At 73.1% G+C, this 19,997-nt stretch carries 18 protein-coding genes; 6 read left to right on the forward strand and 12 right to left on the reverse strand.

Translation table 11 applies throughout. The features are described 5' to 3' along the window. Window positions 1-8: 8 nt before the first annotated feature. The 9 genes from rdgB to FB455_RS24500 all read right to left on the reverse strand — a co-directional run bounded on the left by rdgB (window position 9) and on the right by FB455_RS24500 (window position 6,740). On the reverse strand, window positions 9-626 hold the full coding sequence (gene rdgB, locus FB455_RS24460) for an RdgB/HAM1 family non-canonical purine NTP pyrophosphatase (protein ID WP_013284362.1): 618 nt from the start codon (window positions 624-626) through the stop codon (window positions 9-11). After that, on the reverse strand, window positions 623-1,351 hold the full coding sequence (rph, locus tag FB455_RS24465; RefSeq protein ID WP_013284361.1) for a ribonuclease PH: 729 nt from the start codon (window positions 1,349-1,351) through the stop codon (window positions 623-625). Before rph ends, rdgB begins: the two co-directional genes overlap by 4 nt. 73 nt (window positions 1,352-1,424) lie before the next feature. After that, window positions 1,425-2,171 carry an MBL fold metallo-hydrolase gene (locus tag FB455_RS24470; RefSeq protein ID WP_013284360.1) on the reverse strand — a complete coding sequence of 249 codons (747 nt, stop codon included), beginning with the start codon at window positions 2,169-2,171 and terminating at the stop codon, window positions 1,425-1,427. Window positions 2,172-2,396: 225 nt separating this feature from the next. Then, window positions 2,397-3,362 carry a PLP-dependent cysteine synthase family protein gene (locus FB455_RS24475; protein WP_013284359.1) on the reverse strand — a complete coding sequence of 322 codons (966 nt, stop codon included), beginning with the start codon at window positions 3,360-3,362 and terminating at the stop codon, window positions 2,397-2,399. Window positions 3,363-3,372: 10 nt separating this feature from the next. Further along, the gene (locus FB455_RS24480; protein WP_013284358.1) at window positions 3,373-3,711 is read right to left on the reverse strand and encodes a MoaD family protein; all 339 of its coding nucleotides are present in this window, start codon (window positions 3,709-3,711) and stop codon (window positions 3,373-3,375) included. Between the two features lie 67 nt (window positions 3,712-3,778). After that, entirely contained in the window at window positions 3,779-4,267 is a 489-nt protein-coding gene (locus FB455_RS24485) for a M67 family metallopeptidase (protein ID WP_030270277.1), read from the reverse strand. 55 nt (window positions 4,268-4,322) lie between these two features. Then, complete coding sequence (locus tag FB455_RS24490; RefSeq protein ID WP_013284356.1) at window positions 4,323-4,826, reverse strand: DUF2017 domain-containing protein; 504 nt, start codon at window positions 4,824-4,826, stop codon at window positions 4,323-4,325. Next, a complete protein-coding gene (gene clpS, locus FB455_RS24495) occupies window positions 4,823-5,113 on the reverse strand; it encodes an ATP-dependent Clp protease adapter ClpS (RefSeq protein ID WP_018786685.1) in 291 nt (96 codons plus the stop codon). The genes FB455_RS24490 and clpS overlap by 4 nt, the downstream gene beginning before the upstream one ends. 115 nt (window positions 5,114-5,228) lie before the next feature. Next, complete coding sequence (locus tag FB455_RS24500; RefSeq protein ID WP_486481570.1) at window positions 5,229-6,740, reverse strand: P-loop NTPase family protein; 1,512 nt, start codon at window positions 6,738-6,740, stop codon at window positions 5,229-5,231. Between the two features lie 223 nt (window positions 6,741-6,963). Between FB455_RS24500 and FB455_RS24505 the strand changes: the two genes are divergently transcribed. The 4 genes from FB455_RS24505 to FB455_RS24520 are packed head-to-tail and all read left to right on the forward strand — an operon-like array spanning window position 6,964 to window position 12,817. Continuing rightward, window positions 6,964-9,636, forward strand: a complete 2,673-nt coding sequence (locus FB455_RS24505) for a LuxR C-terminal-related transcriptional regulator (protein ID WP_091329863.1) — start codon at window positions 6,964-6,966, stop codon at window positions 9,634-9,636. Between the two features lie 16 nt (window positions 9,637-9,652). Further along, window positions 9,653-10,939: a nicotinate phosphoribosyltransferase gene (locus FB455_RS24510; protein WP_013284352.1), complete on the forward strand. Its 1,287-nt coding sequence runs from the start codon at window positions 9,653-9,655 to the stop codon at window positions 10,937-10,939. 15 nt (window positions 10,940-10,954) lie between these two features. Then, window positions 10,955-11,536, forward strand: a complete 582-nt coding sequence (locus FB455_RS24515; protein WP_013474230.1) for an isochorismatase family protein — start codon at window positions 10,955-10,957, stop codon at window positions 11,534-11,536. A 39-nt stretch (window positions 11,537-11,575) separates the two neighbouring features. After that, window positions 11,576-12,817, forward strand: coding sequence for an MFS transporter (locus FB455_RS24520; protein WP_071096542.1), 1,242 nt, complete (start codon window positions 11,576-11,578; stop codon window positions 12,815-12,817). A gap of 753 nt (window positions 12,818-13,570) precedes the next feature. On the opposite strand, the gene ctaD is transcribed toward FB455_RS24520, so the two are convergent. Together ctaD and FB455_RS24535 are read right to left on the reverse strand one after the other, a co-directional pair. Beyond that, window positions 13,571-15,328 (reverse strand): aa3-type cytochrome oxidase subunit I, encoded by a 1,758-nt coding sequence (gene ctaD / locus FB455_RS24530; RefSeq protein ID WP_013284349.1) that lies wholly within the window; start codon window positions 15,326-15,328, stop codon window positions 13,571-13,573. Between the two features lie 127 nt (window positions 15,329-15,455). Beyond that, the gene (locus tag FB455_RS24535; protein ID WP_041798828.1) at window positions 15,456-16,562 is read right to left on the reverse strand and encodes an FAD-dependent monooxygenase; all 1,107 of its coding nucleotides are present in this window, start codon (window positions 16,560-16,562) and stop codon (window positions 15,456-15,458) included. Between the two features lie 329 nt (window positions 16,563-16,891). On the opposite strand from FB455_RS24535, the gene FB455_RS24540 reads away from it, so the two are divergent. Beyond that, window positions 16,892-18,040 (forward strand): glycoside hydrolase family 12 protein, encoded by a 1,149-nt coding sequence (locus FB455_RS24540; protein WP_013284347.1) that lies wholly within the window; start codon window positions 16,892-16,894, stop codon window positions 18,038-18,040. Between the two features lie 61 nt (window positions 18,041-18,101). On the opposite strand, the gene FB455_RS24545 is transcribed toward FB455_RS24540, so the two are convergent. Beyond that, window positions 18,102-18,884 carry an aldo/keto reductase gene (locus tag FB455_RS24545; protein WP_013284346.1) on the reverse strand — a complete coding sequence of 261 codons (783 nt, stop codon included), beginning with the start codon at window positions 18,882-18,884 and terminating at the stop codon, window positions 18,102-18,104. 78 nt (window positions 18,885-18,962) lie between these two features. Here FB455_RS24545 and FB455_RS24550 point away from each other — a divergent pair, with 78 nt between their 5' ends. After that, window positions 18,963-19,997 carry a DNA polymerase ligase N-terminal domain-containing protein gene (locus FB455_RS24550; protein ID WP_114919560.1) on the forward strand — a complete coding sequence of 345 codons (1,035 nt, stop codon included), beginning with the start codon at window positions 18,963-18,965 and terminating at the stop codon, window positions 19,995-19,997.

Consider the following 19,997-nt stretch of genomic DNA (forward strand, 5'->3'; position numbering starts at 1 on the left):
GGGGCGGGTCAGGCGGCGGGTGGAAGCACCTTCGCGACCAGCTTGGCCAGTTCCCGCAGCGCCTTGCCACGGTGGCTGACCGCGTCCTTCTCCTCGGGCGTCAGCTCCGCGTTGGTGCGCTCCTGCCCGTCGCCCAGGAAGATCGGGTCGTAGCCGAAGCCGCCGTCGCCGCGCGGCGCGCGCAGCAGCCGGCCGGACTGGCGGCCGTCGACCAGGTGCTCCTTGCCGCCGGGCAGCACCAGCGCGACGGTGCAGACGAACGCGGCGCCCCGGTGCTCGTCCGGCACGTCGGCGACCTGGTCCAGCACGAGCTGGAGGTTGGCCCGGTCGTCGCCGTGCCCCCCGGACCAGCGGGCGCTGAACACACCCGGCATGCCGTTGAGGGCGTCCACCGCCAGCCCGGAGTCGTCGGCGATGGTCGGCAGGCCGGTACGCCGGCAGCCCTCCCGCGCCTTGATCAGCGCGTTCTCGCCGAACGTGAGGCCGGTCTCGGGCAGCTCCGGGTACTCCTCGACGTCGTCGAGGCCGAGCAGGGCGATCCGGTGCGCGCCGAGCGCGCCGTCCAGGATCCGCTGGAGTTCGACCAGCTTCTTCCGGTTCCGGGTGGCGAGCAGGACCTTGTTCATGACGAGAGCGCCTTCCGCTGCGCGTCGGCCAGTTCCAGGCAGCCCGCCACGCCCAGGTCGAGCAGCGCGTCGAGCTGGTCGCGGGCGAAGACGCCCGCCTCACCGGTGCCCTGCACCTCGACGAAGTCGCCGGTGCCGGTGCAGACCACGTTCATGTCGACCTCGGCGGTGACGTCCTCGGCGTAGCAGAGGTCGAGCATCGGCTCGCCGCCGATCACGCCGACGCTCACCGCGGCCACCGAGCGGTGCATCACCTTCTCCACCTTGCCGGCCAGCGCCTTGCGCTCGGCCAGCCAGGTCACCGCGTCGTGCAGCGCGACGTAGGCACCGGTGATCGCGGCGGTACGGGTACCGCCGTCGGCCTGGAGCACGTCGCAGTCCAGCACGATCGAGTTCTCGCCGAGCGCCTTGAGATCGACGCAGGCGCGCAGGCTGCGGCCGATCAGCCGGGAGATCTCGTGGGTCCGGCCGCCGACCTTGCCGCGGACGCTCTCCCGGTCCGAGCGGGTGTTCGTGGCACGGGGCAGCATCGCGTACTCGGCGGTCACCCAGCCCAGCCCGGAGCCCTTGCGCCAGCGGGGCACGCCTTCGGTGACGCTCGCCGTGCAGAGGACCCGGGTCGCGCCGAACTCGACGAGCACCGAGCCCTCCGGGTGGGTGCTCCAGCCCCGGGTCAGGGTCACCGGTCGGAGTTGGTCGGGTTGCCGCCCGTCAGGTCGCGCCATGCCTGCACCCTATGCGGTGCGGTGATCGCACCGCCCGCGGGTGCCCGCCGACACGACAGGGCCGCCGCCGGGCTCAGACCTCGTAGCAGGCGCCGGGCCGGACCACGTCCAGCGGCCCGGCGTACGCCCCGGCCGCCGCCTCCACCGTCTGCGACTCGCTGCCCCAGGCGGGTACGAGATGGGTGAGCAGGAGCCGTCCCACCCCCGCCTTGGTGGCCGCCTCGCCGGCTTCCCGGCCGGTCAGGTGCAGATCCGGCGGGTTCTCCACGCCGTCCATGTAGCTCGCCTCGCAGAGGAACACGTCGGCGTCCTGGGCCAGGCGCAGCAGCGCCTCGCAGGGCGCCGTGTCGGCGGAGTAGCAGAACACCCGGCCGCCGTGCTCCAGCCGCACCCCGTACGTCTCCACCGGGTGGTTCATCCGGTCGACCGTGACGGTGAACGGGCCGATCGGAAACGTGCCCGGCTGGAGACCGTAGAACTGGTAGACGTCCTCCACCGAGCCCTCCTCCTGCCCGTACGCGGTGGCCAGCCGGTCGGGCGCGCCGGAGGGTGCGTACATCGGCAGGGGCGGGTACGGGCCGTCCGGCGCGTACCGGCGTACCACCACGTAGGACACGGCGTCGAACATGTGGTCGCAGTGCAGGTGGGTGAGGAGGATGGCGTCGGGGGCGTGCAGCCCGACGTAGCGCTGGAGCGTGGAGAGCGATCCCACGCCGAAGTCGATCAGAAGCCGGAAGCCCTCGGCTTCCATGAGATAGGCCGAACAGGGCGATTCGGGCCCCGGGAAGCTGCCCGCGCAGCCGAGGACGGTCAGTCTCATCCGGTGGCCTCGATCTCACCATGAGTAGTCGATGCGCCGGCGGCGGCTCCGCCGATGATCTCTACCGACGCGCTCGCCACGCTGCGCAGCCTACGCGTCGCCCCGGTCGAGCAAGAATCATCTGCCGGAAGTTGTCATCAACGTGACACCCATACACGTCCGCTCCGGACGAGACCGGCGGTCCGGCCGGCGGGCACGCCACCGACCGGACCGGCCATCGGTCCGTCAGGCCCAGAGCTGACCCTCCAGGGCCTCCTCCGCGTCGGCGAGGGTGCCGCCGTACGCGCCGGTCGACAGGTATTTCCAGCCGCCGTCGCAGACCACGAACGCCACGTCCGCGCGGCGGCCGTCGCGGACCGCCTCGTGCGCCACCGCGAGCGCGGCGTGCAGGATGGCGCCGGTGGAGAACCCGGCGAAGATGCCCTCCACCTCGACGAGCTGCCGGGTACGCAGCACCGCGTCCCGGGTGCCCACGGAGAAGCGGCGGGACAGCACCCCGGCGTCGTACAGCTCGGGCACGTAGCCCTCGTCGATGTTGCGCAGACCGTAGACCAGCTCGCCGTAGCGCGGCTCGGCCGCCACGATCTGGATGCCCTCGACCTTCTCCCGCAGGTAGCGCCCGGTACCCATGAGCGTTCCCGTGGTGCCCAGCCCGGCCACGAAGTGGGTGATGCCCGGCAGATCCTGGAGCAGCTCCGGCCCCGTCGTCTCGTAGTGCGCCCGGGCGTTCGCCTCGTTGCCGTACTGGTAGAGCATCACCCAGTCCGGGTGCTCGGCGGAGATCTGCTTCGCGGTCGCGACCGCCTGGTTCGAGCCGCCGGCGGCCGGCGAGAAGATGATCTCCGCGCCGTACATGCGGAGCAGTTGCACCCGCTCGGTGGAGACGTTCTCCGGCATCACGCAGACCAGCCGGTAGCCGCGCAGCTTCGCCACCATGGCCAGCGAGATGCCGGTGTTGCCGCTCGTCGGCTCCAGGATCGTGTCACCGGGACGCAGCCGGCCGGACTCCTCGGCCGCGCGCACCATGAACAGGGCCGCGCGGTCCTTGATGCTGCCGGTCGGGTTCCGGTCCTCCAGCTTGGCCCAGAGCCGCACCGGCGGCGCCCCGGCCGGAACCGTCGGCGAGAGCCGGGGCAACCCGACCAGCGGGGTGCCGCCGCAGGCGTCGAGCAGGCTGTCGTACCGCGCCATCGCGGACCCCTCAGCGGGCGGCGCGCGTGGAGACCGCGTGCGAGGCGATCGCCGCGGCGGCCGCGAAGCCGAACGCGCCGCCGGCGACGGCCGGCAGGATGGTCACGCTGTCGCCGTCGTTGAGCTTGGCGTCGAGCGCGCCGAGGAAGCGGACGTCCTCGTCGTTGACGTAGACGTTGACGAACCGGTGCAGCACGCCCGCCTCGGTGACCAGGCGGGCCTTCAGGCCGCCGTGCCGGGAGTCCAGGTCGGCGATCAGGTCGGCGAGCGTGTCGCCGCTGCCCTCGACGACCTTCGCGCCGCCGGTGTAGCTGCGCAGGATGGTGGGGATGCGAACCTCGATGGCCATGGTGTCTCGTGCTCCTCGTTCGGGATCGTGCCAGGTGACGGGAAAAGGAAGGTGCCGGCGCTGAAGGTCAGCGGTCGGAACACTCGTAGTCGACCGTCGCCGGGCTCTGCCCGAACATGTAGGACTGGACGGCGTTCGGGTCCACGGCGGCATCCACGATCTCCACCGGTTCCTCGGTGACCACGCCGTCGACGATCCGGAAGGAGCGGATCTCCTCGGTGTCGGGCTCGCGGGTCGAGACGAGCAGGTAGTGCGCGCCCGGCTCGCCGGCGAAGGAGACGTCCGTACGCGACGGGTAGGCCTCCGTCGCGGTGTGCGAGTGGTAGATGACGACCGGTTCCTCGTCGCGGTCGTCCATCTCGCGCCACACCCGCAACTGCTCCATCGAGTCGAACTCGTAGAACGTCATGGAGCGGGCGGCGTTGTCCATCGGGATGTGCCGGGCCGGGGTGTCGCTGCCGACGGGACCGGCGACCACGCCGCACGCCTCGTCCGGGTGGTCCCGACGCGCGTGGGCGACGATCGCGTCGATGATCGACCGGTCGATGCTCAGCACGCCGCCAAGCCTAGCGCCTGGCCGGCCCGGGCGGCGAGGTGGCGACCGTCACCACTCAGTCGATCAGCGCGTTGAGCAGGGACTCCTGGAGATATCCGAGATAGGCGTAGACCGACAGTTGGAACACCCGGGACGAACCCGGGTCCGCGGCCACCGCGTCGTCGAGTTCCTCGCCCAGGTCGGTGCCGTCCTTGATCTCCAGGCGTACGCCCATCGCCAGCCGGGCGTCGTTCAGCGCCCGCAGCCACGCCTCGGCCGCCTCCGCGTCCAGCCGTACCTCGCCACCGGCGTCACCGTCGGGCAGCGCGGCGAGGACGGCGCCCGCCTGGTCGATCTTGCCGGTCTTCAGGTCGCCCTCGGTGTAGCGGCGGAACTCGGCGGTGCCGGCGTCGTCGTCCGGGTAGACGTCGGGGAAGAGCCGCCCGACCACCGGGTCACCGTGGTCGAAGCCGTCGGTCAGCAGGCCGACCACCTCGTTGGCGACCTTGCGCAGCACCCGGACCTCGTCGACCGCGAACGTGGCCACGTAGTGGTCGCCCCGGCGGCGGAACATGCTCATGACCGGTCCACCGTCGCCCAGAGCCCGTACGCGTGCAGTTGCGCCGCGTCGTGCTCCATCCGCTCCCGCGCGCCGCTGGAGACCACGGCCTTGCCCTTGTGGTGCACGTCCAGCATGAGCCGCTCCGCCTTCTCCCGGCTGTACCCGAAGAGCTTCTGGAACACCCAGGTCACATACGTCATCAGGTTGACCGGATCGTCCCAGACGATGGTCACCCATGGCCGGTCGGAGACCGGCACCTCTTCGGTGTCCGGCGTCTCGACCGGCGCAACCTGTGGAGCCGCCATGCCCCCCATCGTGCCACCGGATCCGGGGAACCGATGAACCGGAACGGCGCGCGGGTCGTCGTCACCCGCCCGGGCCGCGTACGCGAGCCCGGGTCGCCGTGTGCCGGCGGCGTGGTCAGGCAAGCAGGATGCCGTGGTCGACCGCATCGGCGAGCACCGCGCCCAGCGAGAGACGGATCACCTCGAAGCGGCGGGACACCTCGCGGGACAGTTCGAGTTCGACCTCGCGCAGCGCGCGCTGGGCCCAGGAACGGGCGGCGTTCGGGTCGTTGTTGCCGGGCGCCCGCCAGTGCTGCCAGCAGCCGCCGTTGAGGGCGACACCGACTGGCGGGAGCACCTCGTCACGCTGCGCGCCGGGCAGCCCGGCCAGCGCGTCCAAGGCGCCCGCACCGGTCAGCCCGGCGACCCCGGCCGTGCTGGTCACCAGGAGCACCCGGTCCAGCTCGGGGCCGTCCGGGTGGTCGGCCAGGCCCCAGCGCACCGCGTGGCTGATCCGCCGGCGTACGCCCTCGGCCAGCGGCGCGCCGAACACCCGGGCGGCGGCCTCGTCGACCAGGCCGCGCACGGCCTCGTCGCACTGGGCGGTGGCGAGCAGCGACAGCGCCTCCAGCTCCCGGTCGAGCATCTGCGGCAGGCCGGCGCAGCCGACCCCGAAGACGATCTCCTGCACCACCCGCAGGTGGATGTTGGCCAGTTCCAGGGCGAGGTGCTGGCGGATCCGGCGGGCGCAGGCGCGGGCCTGGCGGTCGATCCGGTCGGCCAGCTCACCCGGCTCGACACCGGCGAGCACCGGCACCCGGCCGTGCGCGCCGGCCGGCACCGGCGGGCGGGCGCTGCCGCGACGCAGCACCTCGTCGGCCGCCCAGCCGACCAGCGCCCGGCGCAGCTGCGGCAGCTCGGCGCGGCGGGCCGGGAACCACCGGGCCGGGGTGAGCGCCGGCACCGCGGCCAGCAGCGCCGCGCGGTGCGCCTCGATCGAGACCGACACCGGGTCGAGCCGCCGGGTGGGCCCGGTCCGGCCGGGTGCCGCCCGGTCCTGGGCCTGTGCGCCGTCGCCCGGCGTCGCCGGGCCGGTCACGCCGGGCGTGACGGCGAAGAACACCTCGACCGGGGTACGCGCCACCTCGGCGAGCAGGTGCAGCTCGGCCGCGCTGAACGCCTGGTCAGCGGAGATCACGAAGAGCAGCGCGCCGGCCCGGCCGACGGCGTCGCGCAGCACCCGGCCGCCTGCGACGCCGAGCGTGCCGGTATCAGGCGTGTCGACCACCGCGAAGTGCCGCAGCAGCGGATCGGGCAGGCTCAGTTCGACCCGGCGCGGCGGCCGGGCCAGTGCCGGGCCGGCGGCGAGCGGGTCGGCGCCGTAGGCGTGCGGCTGGCGGTAGCCCGGGACGTACGCGGCGCGGGTGGCGGTGGCGGCGTGCTGGACCAGCAGGTTGCTTCCCGGCGGTACGGCGAGCGTCGCGGCCTCGACCCCGAGCAGGCCGGCGATCAGCTCGCGCCGGTTCGCGCCGGCCGGACCGGCGACGACCACCGCCATCGGCTCGTCCGGGCCGGGCGCGGTCACCCCGAGCCGGGTCGGCAGCGGGGCACATCCGGGGGGCTCGGCCTGCCGGCGTGGGTCGGGCACGTCGACCGAAGGGAGCGGACCTGGCGTCATCAGGCGGGCCTCCCGGTCGGGCGACCGGGGTACCGGTCGCGGATTCTCCCTGGTTGCAGGGACTGCCGGAAGAGTACGGGTGTCGGCCATCCGACAACCAACACATCCGGTACTCACGGGTAATGAACAGATTACTCAACTTCACTGCGTGACGGTGCGTACGCGGACGGAACACGGTCGATATGCTGCATCGATGAGTAGGTGGGAGTTCGTCGGCCGTACTGATGAACTCAACCGTCTGTTGTCGGCGGTCGGTGGCCCGGAGGGGCGCGGGTTGCTCTTCAGCGGCGACGCCGGGGTCGGCAAGAGCCGGCTGCTGCGCGAGGGGGTGGCCGCGCTCTCCCCCGAGCGGTACGCGATCTGGTCCATCGCGGCCAGCGCCACCACAGCCGCGTTGCCGTTCGGCGGGCTGGTCCAGGTGCTGCCCGCCTCACAGCCGCAGGGCCTGTCCCCCGCCGGGATCCTGCGCTGGGCCGTGGACGTGCTCCAGGAACAGGCCGCCGGGCGGCCCATCGTGCTCGCCATCGACGACGCGCATCTGCTCGACCCGCCCTCGGCGGCGCTCGTGCACCTGGTCGCCCGCTCGGAGAACGCGTACGTCATCGGGACGCTGCGCAACGGCGAGCAGGTCCCGCTGCCGATCCGCGCACTCTGGACCGACGACCTGGCCGACCTGGTCGAACTGCGCCCGCTGTGCCGCAGCGAGACCACCGGGCTGCTCGCCGCCATCCTGGGCGGCCCGGTCGACGCCGGCTCCTCCGACCGGCTGTTCCAGCTCTCCGCCGGCAACCCGCTGCTGCTGCGGGAGCTGGTGCTGGCCGCCGACGACGAGCTGAACCGCAGGTACGGCATCTGGACCTGGACCGGGCGGCTGGAGCTGGCACCCAGCCTCACCGAACTGATCGACACCCGGATCGGCCAGCTCACCCCCGGCGTCCGGGCGGTCGTCGAACTGGTCGCCTTCGGCGAGCCGCTGGGCCTGCAACTGCTGGAACGCGCGGCCGACCCGGCGGACGTGGAGACGGCCGAGGAACGCGGGCTCATCGCGCTGGTCCACGACGACCGGCGGCTCAACGTCCGCCTGGCGCACCCGCTCTACGGTGAGGTGATGCGCCGGCACTGCCCGGTCAGCCGCACCCGCCGGCTCCAGGCCACCCTCGCCGGACTGCTGGAACAGGTCGGCAAGCGCCGCCGGGAGGACCTGCTGCGCGTCGCGGTGTGGCGACTCGACTCGGGTACGGCGCAGGACGTGGCCCTGCTGCTCGAAGCGGCGGTGCAGGCGTTCGGCCGGTACGACGTGCCGCTGGCCACCCGGCTGGCCCGGGCCGCGCTGGAAGCCGGCGGCGGCACTGACGCGGCGGAGCTGCTCGCCACCATCCTCATGTTCGGCGACCGGCCGGACGAGGCGATCGGCGTGCTCGACCAGGTCGCCGGTGAGATCCACGACGACCGGCGGCGCAGCCGGTGGCTGACCGTCCGGGGCATGGTCAGCTACTGGGGGCTCAACCGTGAGTCCACCGTGGAGGAGATCGCCGCGCGCGGCGAGGAGCTGAGCGACCCCGCCGACCGGGCCCGCGTACGCGCGTTCGAGGCCACCATGCGGCTGCACCGGCTCGACGTCGACGTCGCGGTACGGCTGGCCCAGGAGGTGCTGGACCGGCCCGCCGCCCCGATGGCCGCCCGGGAGCTGGCCCGCTGCACGCTCGCCCACCTCCAGGCGGCGCAGGGGCAATACCAGCTCAGCGCCACAGCGATCGCCCGCGTGCAGGCCGAGGCGGCGTGCTGGCGGGGCGACATGCCCTACCTCCAGCTCGCCATGGAACTGGCCCGGGGCACCCGGCTGACGCTCTCCGGCGACCTGCCCGGCATCGACGCGATCGTCGCCGACGAGTTCGCCGACCTGGCCGGAGCCGGCGACTTCCGGCTCGGCACCGGCTACCTGGCCATCCTCCAGGCGTACGCGGCGCGGCTGCGCGGGCGCGGCGACGAGGCGCTGCGGACCAGCCTGGAGGCGTGCGCGGTGCTCGCCACCAGCCGGGTGTACGCGGGCCTCGCGCACGCCGAGCGCGCCCAGGCCGCCGCGCTGCGCGGGGACGTGACGCACGCGGCCGACGCGATGGCCGAGGCGGACCGGACGCACGCGCCCGGCATGGCCGTGCTCTACCCGTGGCTGGAGCAGGCCCGGGGCGCGGTCCAGGCCGCCACCGGTGACCTGCCGGCGGCCACCAAGCACCTGTGTGCGCTCGCCGACCGGCTGCGCGAGGACGGCCTGGCCGGGCACGAGCTGCTCGTCCTGCTCGACCTGGTCCGGCTGGACCAGGCCGCCGCGCCGGTCGGCCCGACCTGCACCGACGGTGGCCGGCGCACCGTGGCGCAACGCCTGGCCGAACTCTCCGAGCAGGTCGACGGCGTGCTGCCGCCGCTGGTCGCCCGGTTCGGCCGGGCCGCCGTCGACGGCTCACCGGACGCGCTGCTGGCCGTCGCCGACGGCTTCGCCGACCGGGAGCTGATCGTGTACGCGGCCGAGGCGACCGCCCTGGCCCTGCACCGGACGCGACACGTCCGGGCCGGCGCCACCGGGCCGATCCGGGAACGCCTCGCCGACCTGCTGCGCCGCTGCGACGAGATCTCCACCCCGGCGCTGCGGCTGCTGCGCCCGACGCTCAGCGAGCGGGAGTGGGAGATCGCCCGGCTCGCGGCCGACGGCGTGACCAGCCGCGCCATCGCCGAGCGGCTGTTCCTGTCCACCCGCACCGTGGAGAACCACCTCCAGCGCGTCTACAGCAAGCTCGGCGTCGCCGGGCGCGGCGAGTTGCGGGCCGCACTGCGGTCGATGCCGGGGCACGACGGCGCGGACCCGGGCTGAACTCTAGGCTGGGGCGGTGAGCACCCTTCGCCCCGCGCTGCTGACCGACCACTACGAGCTGACCATGGTCAGCGCGGCCCTGCGTGACGGCACGGCCGACCGACGCTGCGTCTTCGAGGTGTTCAGCCGGCGGCTGCCGGCCGGGCGCCGGTACGGCGTGGTCGCCGGGACCGGCCGGCTGATCGAGATGATCCGCGACTTCCGGTTCGACCCGGCGGAGATCGACTTCCTGCGCCGTACCGGAGTGGTGGACGACCGGGCCGCGCAGTGGCTGGCCGACTACCGGTTCACCGGCGACATCGACGGCTACGCCGAGGGCGAGCTGTTCTTCCCCGGCTCTCCGATCCTCACCGTGTCCGGCACGTTCGCCGAGTGCGTGGTGCTGGAGACGCTGGTGCTGTCAGTGCTCAACCACGACTGCGCCATCGCCGCCGCCGCGGCCCGGATGGTCACCGCGGCCCGGGGCCGGGCGCTGATCGAGATGGGCTCCCGGCGGGCGCACGAGGAGGCCGCCGTCGCCGCGGCGCGGGCCGCGTACCTGGCCGGGTTCCGGTTCACCTCCAACCTGGCCGCCGGGCAGCGCTACGGCATCCCCACCGCGGGCACCGCCGCGCACGCCTTCACGCTGCTGCACGACGACGAGCGGGCCGCGTTCGCCTCCCAGGTCGCCACGCTGGGCAAGGACACCACGCTGCTCGTCGACACGTACGACATCGCCCAGGGCATCCGCAACGCCATCGCGGTGGCCGGGCCCGAGCTGCGCGCGGTCCGGATCGACTCCGGCGACCTCGCGGTGATCGCCCAGCAGTCCCGCGAGCTGCTCGACTCGCTCGGTGCCACCGAGACGAAGATCATCGTCTCCGGCGACCTCGACGAGTACGCCATCGCCGCGCTCGCCGCCGAACCGGTGGACATGTACGGTGCCGGCACCGCAGTGGTGACCGGCTCCGGTGCGCCCACCGCCGGCCTGGTCTACAAGCTGGTCGAGGTGGAGGGGCGGCCGGTGGTCAAGCGCTCCGAGCACAAGGCCACCATCGGCGGCCGGAAGGTCGCGGTCCGCCGGCACAAGCCGACCGGCACCGCCACCGAGGAGGTCATCGTGCCGCAGGGCGTACCGGACCGGCAGCCCAACGACCGGCTGCTCCAGCACTCGTACGTGGTGTCGGGCGAACCGGAGACCCTGCCCACGCTGGAGGAGTCCCGGGACCACCTGCGCCAGTGCCTGATCTCGATCCCGTGGGAGGGGCTCAAGCTCTCCGCCGGGGATCCCGCCGTACCGGTGACCGTCGTACCCGCGAGCTGAGGAGGAACCCGTCAGATGGCGAACGCCCTGATCATCGTGGACGTGCAGAACGACTTCTGCGAGGGCGGCTCCCTCGCGGTCGGTGGCGGAGCCGGCGTGGCCGCCGGCATCTCCCGGCTGCTGGCCGCCGAGCCGGACCGGTGGGACCACGTGGTCGCGACCAAGGACTACCACGTCGACCCGGGCGCGCACTTCGGCGACCCGCCGGACTACGTCGACTCCTGGCCCCGGCACTGCGTGGTCGGCACCTCCGGTTCCGAGTTCCACCCCGAGCTGGTGACCGACCGGGTGGAGGTGATCTTCCACAAGGGCGAGCACGCGGCCGCGTACTCCGGTTTCGAGGGGCACGGCCCCGACGGCGAGTGCCTGGCCGACTGGCTGCGCCGCCACGGCGTGGACCGGGTCGACGTGGTCGGCATCGCCACCGACCACTGCGTGCGCGCGACCGCCCTGGACGCCGCCCGGGAGGGCTTCCGGACCACTGTGCTGCTGGACCTGACCGCCGCTGTCGCGCCGGACACGCTCGACGTGGCGCTGCGGGCGCTCGACGGCGCCGGGGTGACGATGGTGGGCGAGCCTGTGATCACTGCCGCTTGACCGGGTAATCGCTTGCGGGTGTCGTACCCCGGCCCCAGGATGGCGCCGGAGGTACGGACCGTCGTGAACCTGAAGCCTTACCGGGAGGCGCTCGCCCTACCCGGTCTCCGATCGTTGCTGCTGGTGTCGGTGCTGGCCCGGGTGCCGCTGACCGCCACCGGGGTGACGCTCACCTTCTACGTGGTGCTCGACCTGGGCCGCGGCTACGGCGCCGCCGGCCTGGTCGGCGCCGCGTCGACGGTCGGCGCGGCGCTCGGCTCCCCGCTGCTCGGGCGGCTCATCGACCGCCGAGGGCTCCGCCCGGTGCTTGTGCTCACCACCGTCGCCGAGGCGCTGTTCTGGTCCGCCGCGCCCACGCTGCCGTACCCGGTGCTCCTACCGGCCGCGTTCTTCGCCGGGCTGCTCGCCCTGCCGATCTTCTCGATGGTCCGCCAGTCGATCGCCGCGCTCGTGCCGGTGGAGAAGCGCCGCCCCGCGTACGCGCTGGACTCGATGGCCGTGGAGTTGTCGTTCATGGTCGGCCCGGCCCTCGCCGTGGCACTGGCCACCGCCGTCACGCCGCGCCTGACGCTCTGGGCGGTCGGCGCCGGGATCGTCGCCTCCGGCATCTGCTTCTGGCTGCTCGACCCGCCGATCCGGGCCGCCGACGAGCCGGCCGGGCCCCCGCGCCCGGTGCACCGCCGCGAGTGGCTCACCCCGCGCCTGCTCGCCGTCCTGGCGGTCAGCCTCGCCGCCACGCTGGTGCTCGGCGGCACCGACGTCGCGGTGGTAGCCGTGCTCCGGTCCGGTGGCGAGGTCGGCTGGACCGGCGCCGTGCTGGCCGCCTGGGCGGTCGCCTCGCTGGCAGGTGGCTTCGCCTACGGCGCAGTACGCCGCTCCTTCTCCCCGCTGGCGCTGATGGCCGCGCTGAGCCTCACCACCATCCCGGTCGGGCTGGGCGGGTCGCACTGGTGGCTGCTCTGCCTCGCGCTGATCCCGGCCGGTGCGCTCTGCGCCCCCACCATCGCGTCCACCTCCGACGCGGTCAGCCGGCTGGCCCCACCCTCCGTCCGAGGGCTGGCCATGGGCCTGCACGGCTCCGCCGTGACGGTCGGCATCGCGCTCGGCGCGCCGCTGGCCGGCGCGGTGATCGACGCCTCCGCGCCCGCGTGGGGCTTCGTGGTCACCGGTGCGATCGGCGCGCTGGTGGCGCTGGCGGTGCTCCCGATCGAGCTGCGCCACCGCCGCACCCAACTCCCCACCCCGCCCGTGGACCCCGACCTGGCCCTCGCCTCCCGCTGACCCCCGCCCGGCGTGATCAAGGAGTCCGTGTCTCCCCGAGGCGGGGCCGAAGCCCGCACGGGGAAGTGGCTGCATCCACGCACCCCGGACACCCCCACTCCCCCGACCTGGCTTCGCGCGACGGCCCCAACCGAAACCCCACCCTTCCCCGAAGTTGACCAAGGAGTTGGCGTCCCCTCAGGCAGGCCAAGACGACCCAAACCCCTTGATCACCGGAGCGCCCGAGGCGGGCGAAACCAGAACGGGGAAGTGGCTGCATCCACGCACCCCGGACACCCCCACTCCCCCGAACCGGTGCCGCGACCCCGCCCTCACCTCGGCGATCATGAGGTTGGCGGCGACAAATCGGGCACGAACTGCCGCCAACTTCATGATCAACGGGGACAGGCGGGAGGGGCAGGAGGGCGGGGACGGGGCGGGCGGGGGACGGGGCGGGCGGGGGCGGGGCGGGCGGGGGCGGGGCGGGAGGGAAAAGGGCGGGCGGCGCCCCCCCCGGGGGGGGGGGGGCCCCCCCGGGGGGGGGGGGGGCCCCCCCGGGGGGGGGGGGGGGGGGGGGCGGCCGGCCTGTTGGGGCCCCCCAGGACCCCCAGGGCACCCGCCGNNNGCCACCGGGGGGGGGGGGGGGGGGGGGGGGGGGGGGGGGGGGGGGGGGGGGGGGGGGGGGGGGGGGGGGGGGGGGGGGGGGGGGGGGCCGCCCCCCGGGGGGGGCCCCCCCCCCCTTGGGGGGGCGGCGCCCGGCCTTGAGCTACTGCGTCAGCGCTGGTCGAGGTTGCCTGCGGTGTCCTCCTGGTAGCTGGCGCCACCGTTGACCTCGCTGGTCAGCGGCTTCGCGCCACCCTCGGGCGGACCGGCCAGGCTCTGCCCGGCGGCCAGCTCGGGGAACTTCGCGTCGAACGCCGGCCGCTCGGAGCGGATGCGCGGCATCCGGTCGAAGTTGCGCAGCGGCGGCGGGGAGCTGGTGGCCCACTCGAGCGAGTTGCCGTGGCCCCACGGGTCGTCGACCTCGACGACCGGGCCGGTCTTGTACGACTTCCAGCAGTTCCAGATGAACGGCAGCGTCGAGATACCGGTGATGAACGCGCCGATCGTGGAGATCGTGTTCAGCGTGGTGAAGCCGTCGGCGGCCTGGTAGTCGGCGTACCGGCGCGGCATGCCCTCGTTGCCCAGCCAGTGCTGCACCAGGAACGTGGTGTGGAAGCCGATCATGGTCAGCCAGAAGTGAATCTTGCCGAGCCGCTCGTCGAGCATCCGGCCGAACATCTTCGGGAACCAGAAGTAGATGCCGGCGAACACCGCGAACACGATGGTGCCGAAGAGCACGTAGTGGAAGTGCGCCACCACGAAGTACGAGTCGTGCAGGTGGAAGTCGAGCGGCGGGCTGGCCAGCAGCACACCGGTGAGACCACCGAAGAGGAAGGTCACCAGGAAGCCGATCGAGAACAGCATCGGCGTCTCGAAGGTGATCTGGCCCCGCCACATGGTGCCGATCCAGTTGAAGAACTTCATACCGGTGGGCACGGCGATCAGGTAGCTCAGGAAGCTGAAGAACGGCAGCAGCACCTGGCCGGTGGCGAACATGTGGTGCGCCCAGACGCTCATCGACAGGGCGGCGATGGCGATGGTGGCGGCCACCAGGCCCTTGTAGCCGAAGATCGGCTTCCGGGAGAACACCGGGATGATCTCGCTGATGATGCCGAAGAACGGCAGCGCGATGATGTACACCTCGGGGTGACCGAAGAACCAGAACAGGTGCTGCCACAGCATCGGCCCGCCGGTCGCCGGGTCGTACACGTGGGCGCCCATCAGGCGGTCCGCGGCGAGCGCGAACAGCGCGGCGGCCAGCAGCGGGAAGACCAGGATCGCCAGCAGGCTGGTGACCAGCATGTTCCAGGTGAAGATCGGCATCCGGAACATGGTCATGCCGGGCGCGCGCAGGGTCAGGATCGTGGTGATCAGGTTGACCGCGCCGAGGATCGTGCCCAGACCGGAGATGGCCAGGCCGACGACCCACATGTTCGCGCCCACGCCCGGGGCGTGGTCGGCGGTGCTCAGCGGCGTGTACGCGGTCCAGCCGAAGTCGGCCGCGCCGCCCGGGGCGATGAAGCCCGCGGTGGCGAGCGTGCCACCGAACAGGTACAGCCAGTAGGCGAAGGCGTTGAGCCGGGGGAACGACACGTCCGGCGCGCCGATCTGCAGCGGCACCACGTAGTTCGCGAAGGCGAACACGATCGGCGTCGCGAAGAACAGCAGCATGATCGTGCCGTGCATCGTGAAGAGCTGGTTGTACTGCTCGGGCGACAGGAACTGCAGGCCCGGTCGCGCGAGTTCGGCGCGCATGATCAGGGCCATCAGGCCACCGATCATGAAGAACACGAACGCGGTGACCATGTACATGATCCCGATCTGCTTCGCGTCCGTGGTGCGCAGCAGCCGCGCGATGGCCGACCCCTTGACCGGCTCCCGGACCGGCCAGGGCCGGGTCACGACCGGCTTGGGTGCGACGGTGGTCACGAGTGGCCTCCGGTTCTGGTTGTCCCGCTCGGCGCGCTGGTCATCGGCGCAGCCGTCATCCGTAGGGAGGATAGTCCCCGGTAGGTGGCCTCGCCGCGTGGGGTGGGCGGCTACGATCTCCCGCCTTTCAGAGCGGGCCGGTCAGGAGCCGGTAGTGCTCCCGGAAGATCCGGCCGCCGCGTCCGCGCAGCAACGGGTCGCGCAGCGCCGGCGGCACGTCGCGGGTGCGGTTGCGGTCCCGGGTCCGGTCCCGCACCCAGCGGGTACGCGGCCGGCGACGACTCTCGTACGCGAGCAGCGCGGCATCGACGCTCCCGGCGGCCCGCAGCGACTCGGCGAGCACGACGGCGTCCTCCAGCGCCATCGCGGCGCCCTGGGACAGCGTCGGCGCGGTGGCGTGAGCGGCATCACCGACGAGCAGCACCCGGCCGTGGAACCAGCGTCCCAGCTCGACCTCCTCGGTGCGTTCCACTGACACGGTCTCCAGCGCGGCCAGCACCTCGGGCACCGGGCCGCCGTACGAGCCGAACAGCTCGTGCAGGCGGGCGAGCGGGTCGGCGGGCAGTTCGGTGCCGGCCTCGTCGGCGTAGCAGTAGAGCCGTCCGGCGCCGAGCGGCACGACCAGGAACCCGGCCCGCTGGCCGAGCAGGGCGGTCCAGTCCGCGATCCGGGGGCCGCCGCGCACCAGGGCGCGGTAGACCACCTGCCCGGCGGGGCGTGGTGGTCCGCCGAGCGCGGCGAGCGTTCGTACCGCCGAGCGGGGCCCGTCCGCGCCGACGACCAGGTCGTACTCGCCGCTGGTGCCGTCGGTGAAGCCGACGGCGACCCGGCCGGGCAGCAGGTCGACGGTGCTCACCTCGGCGCCGTGGCGCACCGCGCCGCCGGCGCCGGTGAGCAGCACCCGGTGCAGTTCGGCCCGGGGCAGCGCCCGGCACTCCCCCACGCCGGCCCAGAGCGCGTCGAGGTCGACCTCGCACAGCGGCGCTCCGGCGGCGTCCAGGAAGCGCTGCCGGTGGATCACCTGACCGAGCGGGCGCAGCGGCCCGTCGAGGTCGAGCCGGCGCATCGCCCGGGCGGCGTTGCCGGGCAGGTAGAGGCCGGAGTCGATCGACTCGGTGGGTGGCAGCCGCTCGGTGACGTCGGGCCGGAACCCCGCCAGGCGCAGCGCCCGGGCCACGGCGAGGCCGGCGATGCCCGCGCCGACGACGAGGATGCGCAGGGGGGAACCACCCATCACGGGGTACGCCTCCGGAGGGGGATCGGAACGCGTTGGAGGCAAGACATTACTCGCCGCAACCAGGCGGCGGAAGTGCCCATGCGCCCTGGCGCGGGCCGCCGGTCGGCGGCACACCCCGTCCCACCGGCAGGAATCCCGCCTCCATCTGGGGGAAGGGGGCGGTCGCGGCTCTCCGCCGTGCCACCGGCCGGACGCGGAGCGTTAACGAGCCCGGCGCAATTGCGCAATGATTTCAGACATGTAAATGTATTCCTTGCATCGTGGGAGCGCTCCCGCCCGTATCACCGACCGAACCGGCGCCGTCCCGCGCCGAGCCAAGGAGCATCATGAAGCGTCCACTCAGGGCCCTCGCGGCAGCCGGACTGCTGGCCGCCGGCACCCTCGTCGCCGTCGCGCTCGGCGGCACCGCCTCCGCCGACACCCAGATCTGCGAGCAGTACGGCTCGACCACCATCGGCGGCAAGTACGTGGTGCAGAACAACCGCTGGGGCACCAGTGCCCAGCAGTGCATCAACGTCACCTCGACCGGCTTCTCGATCACCCGCGCGGACGGCTCCGCGCCGACCAACGGGGCACCGGTCGCGTACCCGTCGATCTTCGTGGGCTGCCACTACACCAACTGCTCGCCCGGCACGAACCTGCCGGTGCAGGTGAAGAACATCAGCAGCGCACCGTCCAGCATCAGCTACAACTACGTCAGCGGCGCGATCTTCAACGCGTCGTACGACATCTGGCTCGACCCGTCGCCCAAGCGCGACGGCGTGAACCAGATGGAGATCATGATCTGGCTCAACCGGCAGGGCTCGATCCAGCCCATCGGCTCGCCGGTCGGCACCGCCAGCATCGCCGGCCGCACCTGGGAGGTCTGGCGCGGCAGCAACGGCTCCAACAACGTCATCTCGTACCTGTCGCCGTCGGCCATCCCCAGCTTCAGCTTCGACGCGATGGCGTTCATCAACGACACCCGTAACCGGGGTGCGATCACCAACGACTGGTACCTGACCAGCATCCAGGCCGGCTTCGAGCCGTGGCAGGGCGGCGTCGGGCTCGCGGTGAACTCGTTCTCGCAGAGCGTCAACACCGGCTCGAACCCGCCGCCCACGTCGGCCCCGCCGACCACGTCGGCGCCGACCACGCCCCCGCCGTCGGGCGGCGCGTCGTGCACCGTCACCTACAAGGCGGCGAACGTGTGGAACAACGGCTTCACCGCCGACGTGACGGTCAAGAACACCGGCTCCGGCACGATCAACGGCTGGACGCTGAACTACAACCTGCCCTCCGGGCAGACAGTCACCAACGCGTGGAACGCCACCGTGAGCCAGAGCGGCTCCGCGGTGACCGCCCGCAACGCCGGCTACAACGGCACGCTGGCGCCCGGCGCGTCCACCAGCTTCGGCTACCAGGCGACGCTGAACGGCAGCTACTCCGCGCCGAGCAGCTTCACGCTCAACGGCTCCACCTGCGCCCGCGGCTGACCACCGCACGCGGAGAGGGGCGCGGTCCGCAGCGGACCGCGCCCCTTTCTGCGGGTACGTCTCAGCCGGCGAGCGCGTCGATGTCGCGCATCTCCTCGGCGGTGAGCGAGAACCCGAACACGTCGACGTTGGCACGGATGCGCTCCGGCGTGACCGACTTCGGGATGACCACGATCTCGTGGTCGATGTGCCAGCGCAGCACCACCTGGGCCGGCGACACGTCGTGCGCCTGGGCGATGCGGACCAGCACCGGGTCGGACAGGTCGCTGGCCTTGAACGGGCTGTACCCCTCCAGCGCCACGCCCCGGTCCCGGTGGGCGGCGTGCGTGTGCCTGTCGTACAGCGACGGGCTCCAGCGGATCTGGTTGACCGCCGGCGTCTCCTCGGTGGCCTGGATCAGCTCGTCGATCTGGCCGATCGAGTAGTTGCTCACCCCGACCGTGCGTGCCATGTTCTCGTCCCGCGCGGCGAGCATCTCCCGCCACACCGGGATGCTGTCGCCGGGCGCGGACGGCGGCCAGTGCACCAGCCACAGGTCGACGTAGTCGGTGTCCAGGGCGGCCAGGCTGGCCTCGATGGTCTCCCGCTCCCGGCCCACCCGGTCCGGCGGCAGCTTCGTGGTGATGAAGACGTCCTCCCGGCGCAGCCCGCTCTCCTTGACCGCCCGCCCGACCTCCTTCTCGTTGCCGTACATCGTGGCCGTGTCGATGTGGCGGTAGCCGGCGTCGAGCGCGGCGAGCACCGCCTGGCACCCGGCCTCGCCGGTGGCCTGCCACGTGCCGAAGCCGAGCAGCGGGATCCGGACGTCGCCGGCGAGCGGAAGGGTGGGCTGGTCGCTGTCCATGTCCCCCGTTCTACCCCGGTTCGCCGCACACACACCGGCATCCCGGCGCGCGCGGCGCGTCTGGGGGAGGATGCGGGGATGGCGGACCGGCTGGAGGAGTACCGGCGGAAACGGGACGCCGCGCGTACCCCGGAACCGGTGCCCGAGCGGGATTCCGGGCGGAAGCGGTCCGCGCGGCGCGCACCCCGCTTCGTCATCCAGCAGCACCACGCCCGGAGCCTGCACTGGGACCTGCGGCTGGAGCACGACGGCGTGCTGGCCTCCTGGGCCGTGCCGCGCGGCCTGCCCCGCGACCCGGGCCGCAACCATTTGGCCGTGCACACCGAGGACCACCCGATGGAGTACCTGACGTTCCACGGGGAGATCCCCGCCGGGGAGTACGGCGGCGGGCGGATGATCGTGCACGACACCGGCACCTACCGCGCGGAGAAGTGGCGCGACGACGAGGTGATCGTGGTGCTGGACGGCGAGCGCACGAAGGGCCGGTACGTGCTGTTCGCCACCGGCGGCCGGGGCCGGGACTGGATGATCAGGCGTACCGACCCGGCGCCGGAGGGCTGGACGCCGATGCCCGAGCTGGTCCGCCCGATGCTGCCCGCCGAGGGCGGGCGGCTGCCGCGCGACGCCGCCGCCTGGGGGTACGAGCTGCGCTGGGCGGGCGTGCGCGCGATGGCGTACGTCTCGGGCGGCCGGCTGCGGCTGCTCGACGGCGACGACACGGAGGTCACCGGGGAGTACCCGTGGACGCGGGCGATGGCCGAGGCGCTGGCCCCGGCCGAGGCGGTGATCGACGGCGTGCTGGTAAGGATCGACCCGGCCGGCCGGGTCCGTCCGCCGACCCGGCGCGACGGGCAGTTCCTCGCCGTCGACCTGCTCTGGCTGGAGGGCGTGTCCAGCCTCGACGTGCCGTACGCGCAACGCCGTGACCTGCTCGACGGTCTGGCGCTCACCGGTCCGCACTGGCAGACTCCGCCGTGGTTCCCGGGAGTCGGCGCGGACGCCCTACGGGCCGCCCGTGAGCAGGGGCTCCCGGGAGTGGTGGCGAAACGCCTCGACTCCCCGTACGAGCCGGGCCGGCGCAGCCGGCACTGGCTGAGCATCGACGCGAGCTGA

Source organism: Micromonospora sp. CNZ296 (assembly GCF_007827635.1).

Coding starts and splice junctions, on each gene's coding strand:
- rdgB (WP_013284362.1), bottom strand. CDS start 626: ATGAACAAGGTCCTGCTCGCCACCCGGAACCGGAAGAAGCTGGTCGAA.
- rph (WP_013284361.1), bottom strand. CDS start 1,351: ATGGCGCGACCTGACGGGCGGCAACCCGACCAACTCCGACCGGTGACC.
- FB455_RS24470 (WP_013284360.1), bottom strand. CDS start 2,171: ATGAGACTGACCGTCCTCGGCTGCGCGGGCAGCTTCCCGGGGCCCGAA.
- FB455_RS24475 (WP_013284359.1), bottom strand. CDS start 3,362: ATGGCGCGGTACGACAGCCTGCTCGACGCCTGCGGCGGCACCCCGCTG.
- FB455_RS24480 (WP_013284358.1), bottom strand. CDS start 3,711: ATGGCCATCGAGGTTCGCATCCCCACCATCCTGCGCAGCTACACCGGC.
- FB455_RS24490 (WP_013284356.1), bottom strand. CDS start 4,826: ATGAGCATGTTCCGCCGCCGGGGCGACCACTACGTGGCCACGTTCGCG.
- clpS (WP_018786685.1), bottom strand. CDS start 5,113: ATGGCGGCTCCACAGGTTGCGCCGGTCGAGACGCCGGACACCGAAGAG.
- FB455_RS24505 (WP_091329863.1), top strand. CDS start 6,964: ATGAGTAGGTGGGAGTTCGTCGGCCGTACTGATGAACTCAACCGTCTG.
- FB455_RS24515 (WP_013474230.1), top strand. CDS start 10,955: ATGGCGAACGCCCTGATCATCGTGGACGTGCAGAACGACTTCTGCGAG.
- FB455_RS24520 (WP_071096542.1), top strand. CDS start 11,576: ATGGCGCCGGAGGTACGGACCGTCGTGAACCTGAAGCCTTACCGGGAG.
- FB455_RS24535 (WP_041798828.1), bottom strand. CDS start 16,562: ATGGGTGGTTCCCCCCTGCGCATCCTCGTCGTCGGCGCGGGCATCGCC.
- FB455_RS24540 (WP_013284347.1), top strand. CDS start 16,892: ATGAAGCGTCCACTCAGGGCCCTCGCGGCAGCCGGACTGCTGGCCGCC.
- FB455_RS24545 (WP_013284346.1), bottom strand. CDS start 18,884: ATGGACAGCGACCAGCCCACCCTTCCGCTCGCCGGCGACGTCCGGATC.
- FB455_RS24550 (WP_114919560.1), top strand. CDS start 18,963: ATGGCGGACCGGCTGGAGGAGTACCGGCGGAAACGGGACGCCGCGCGT.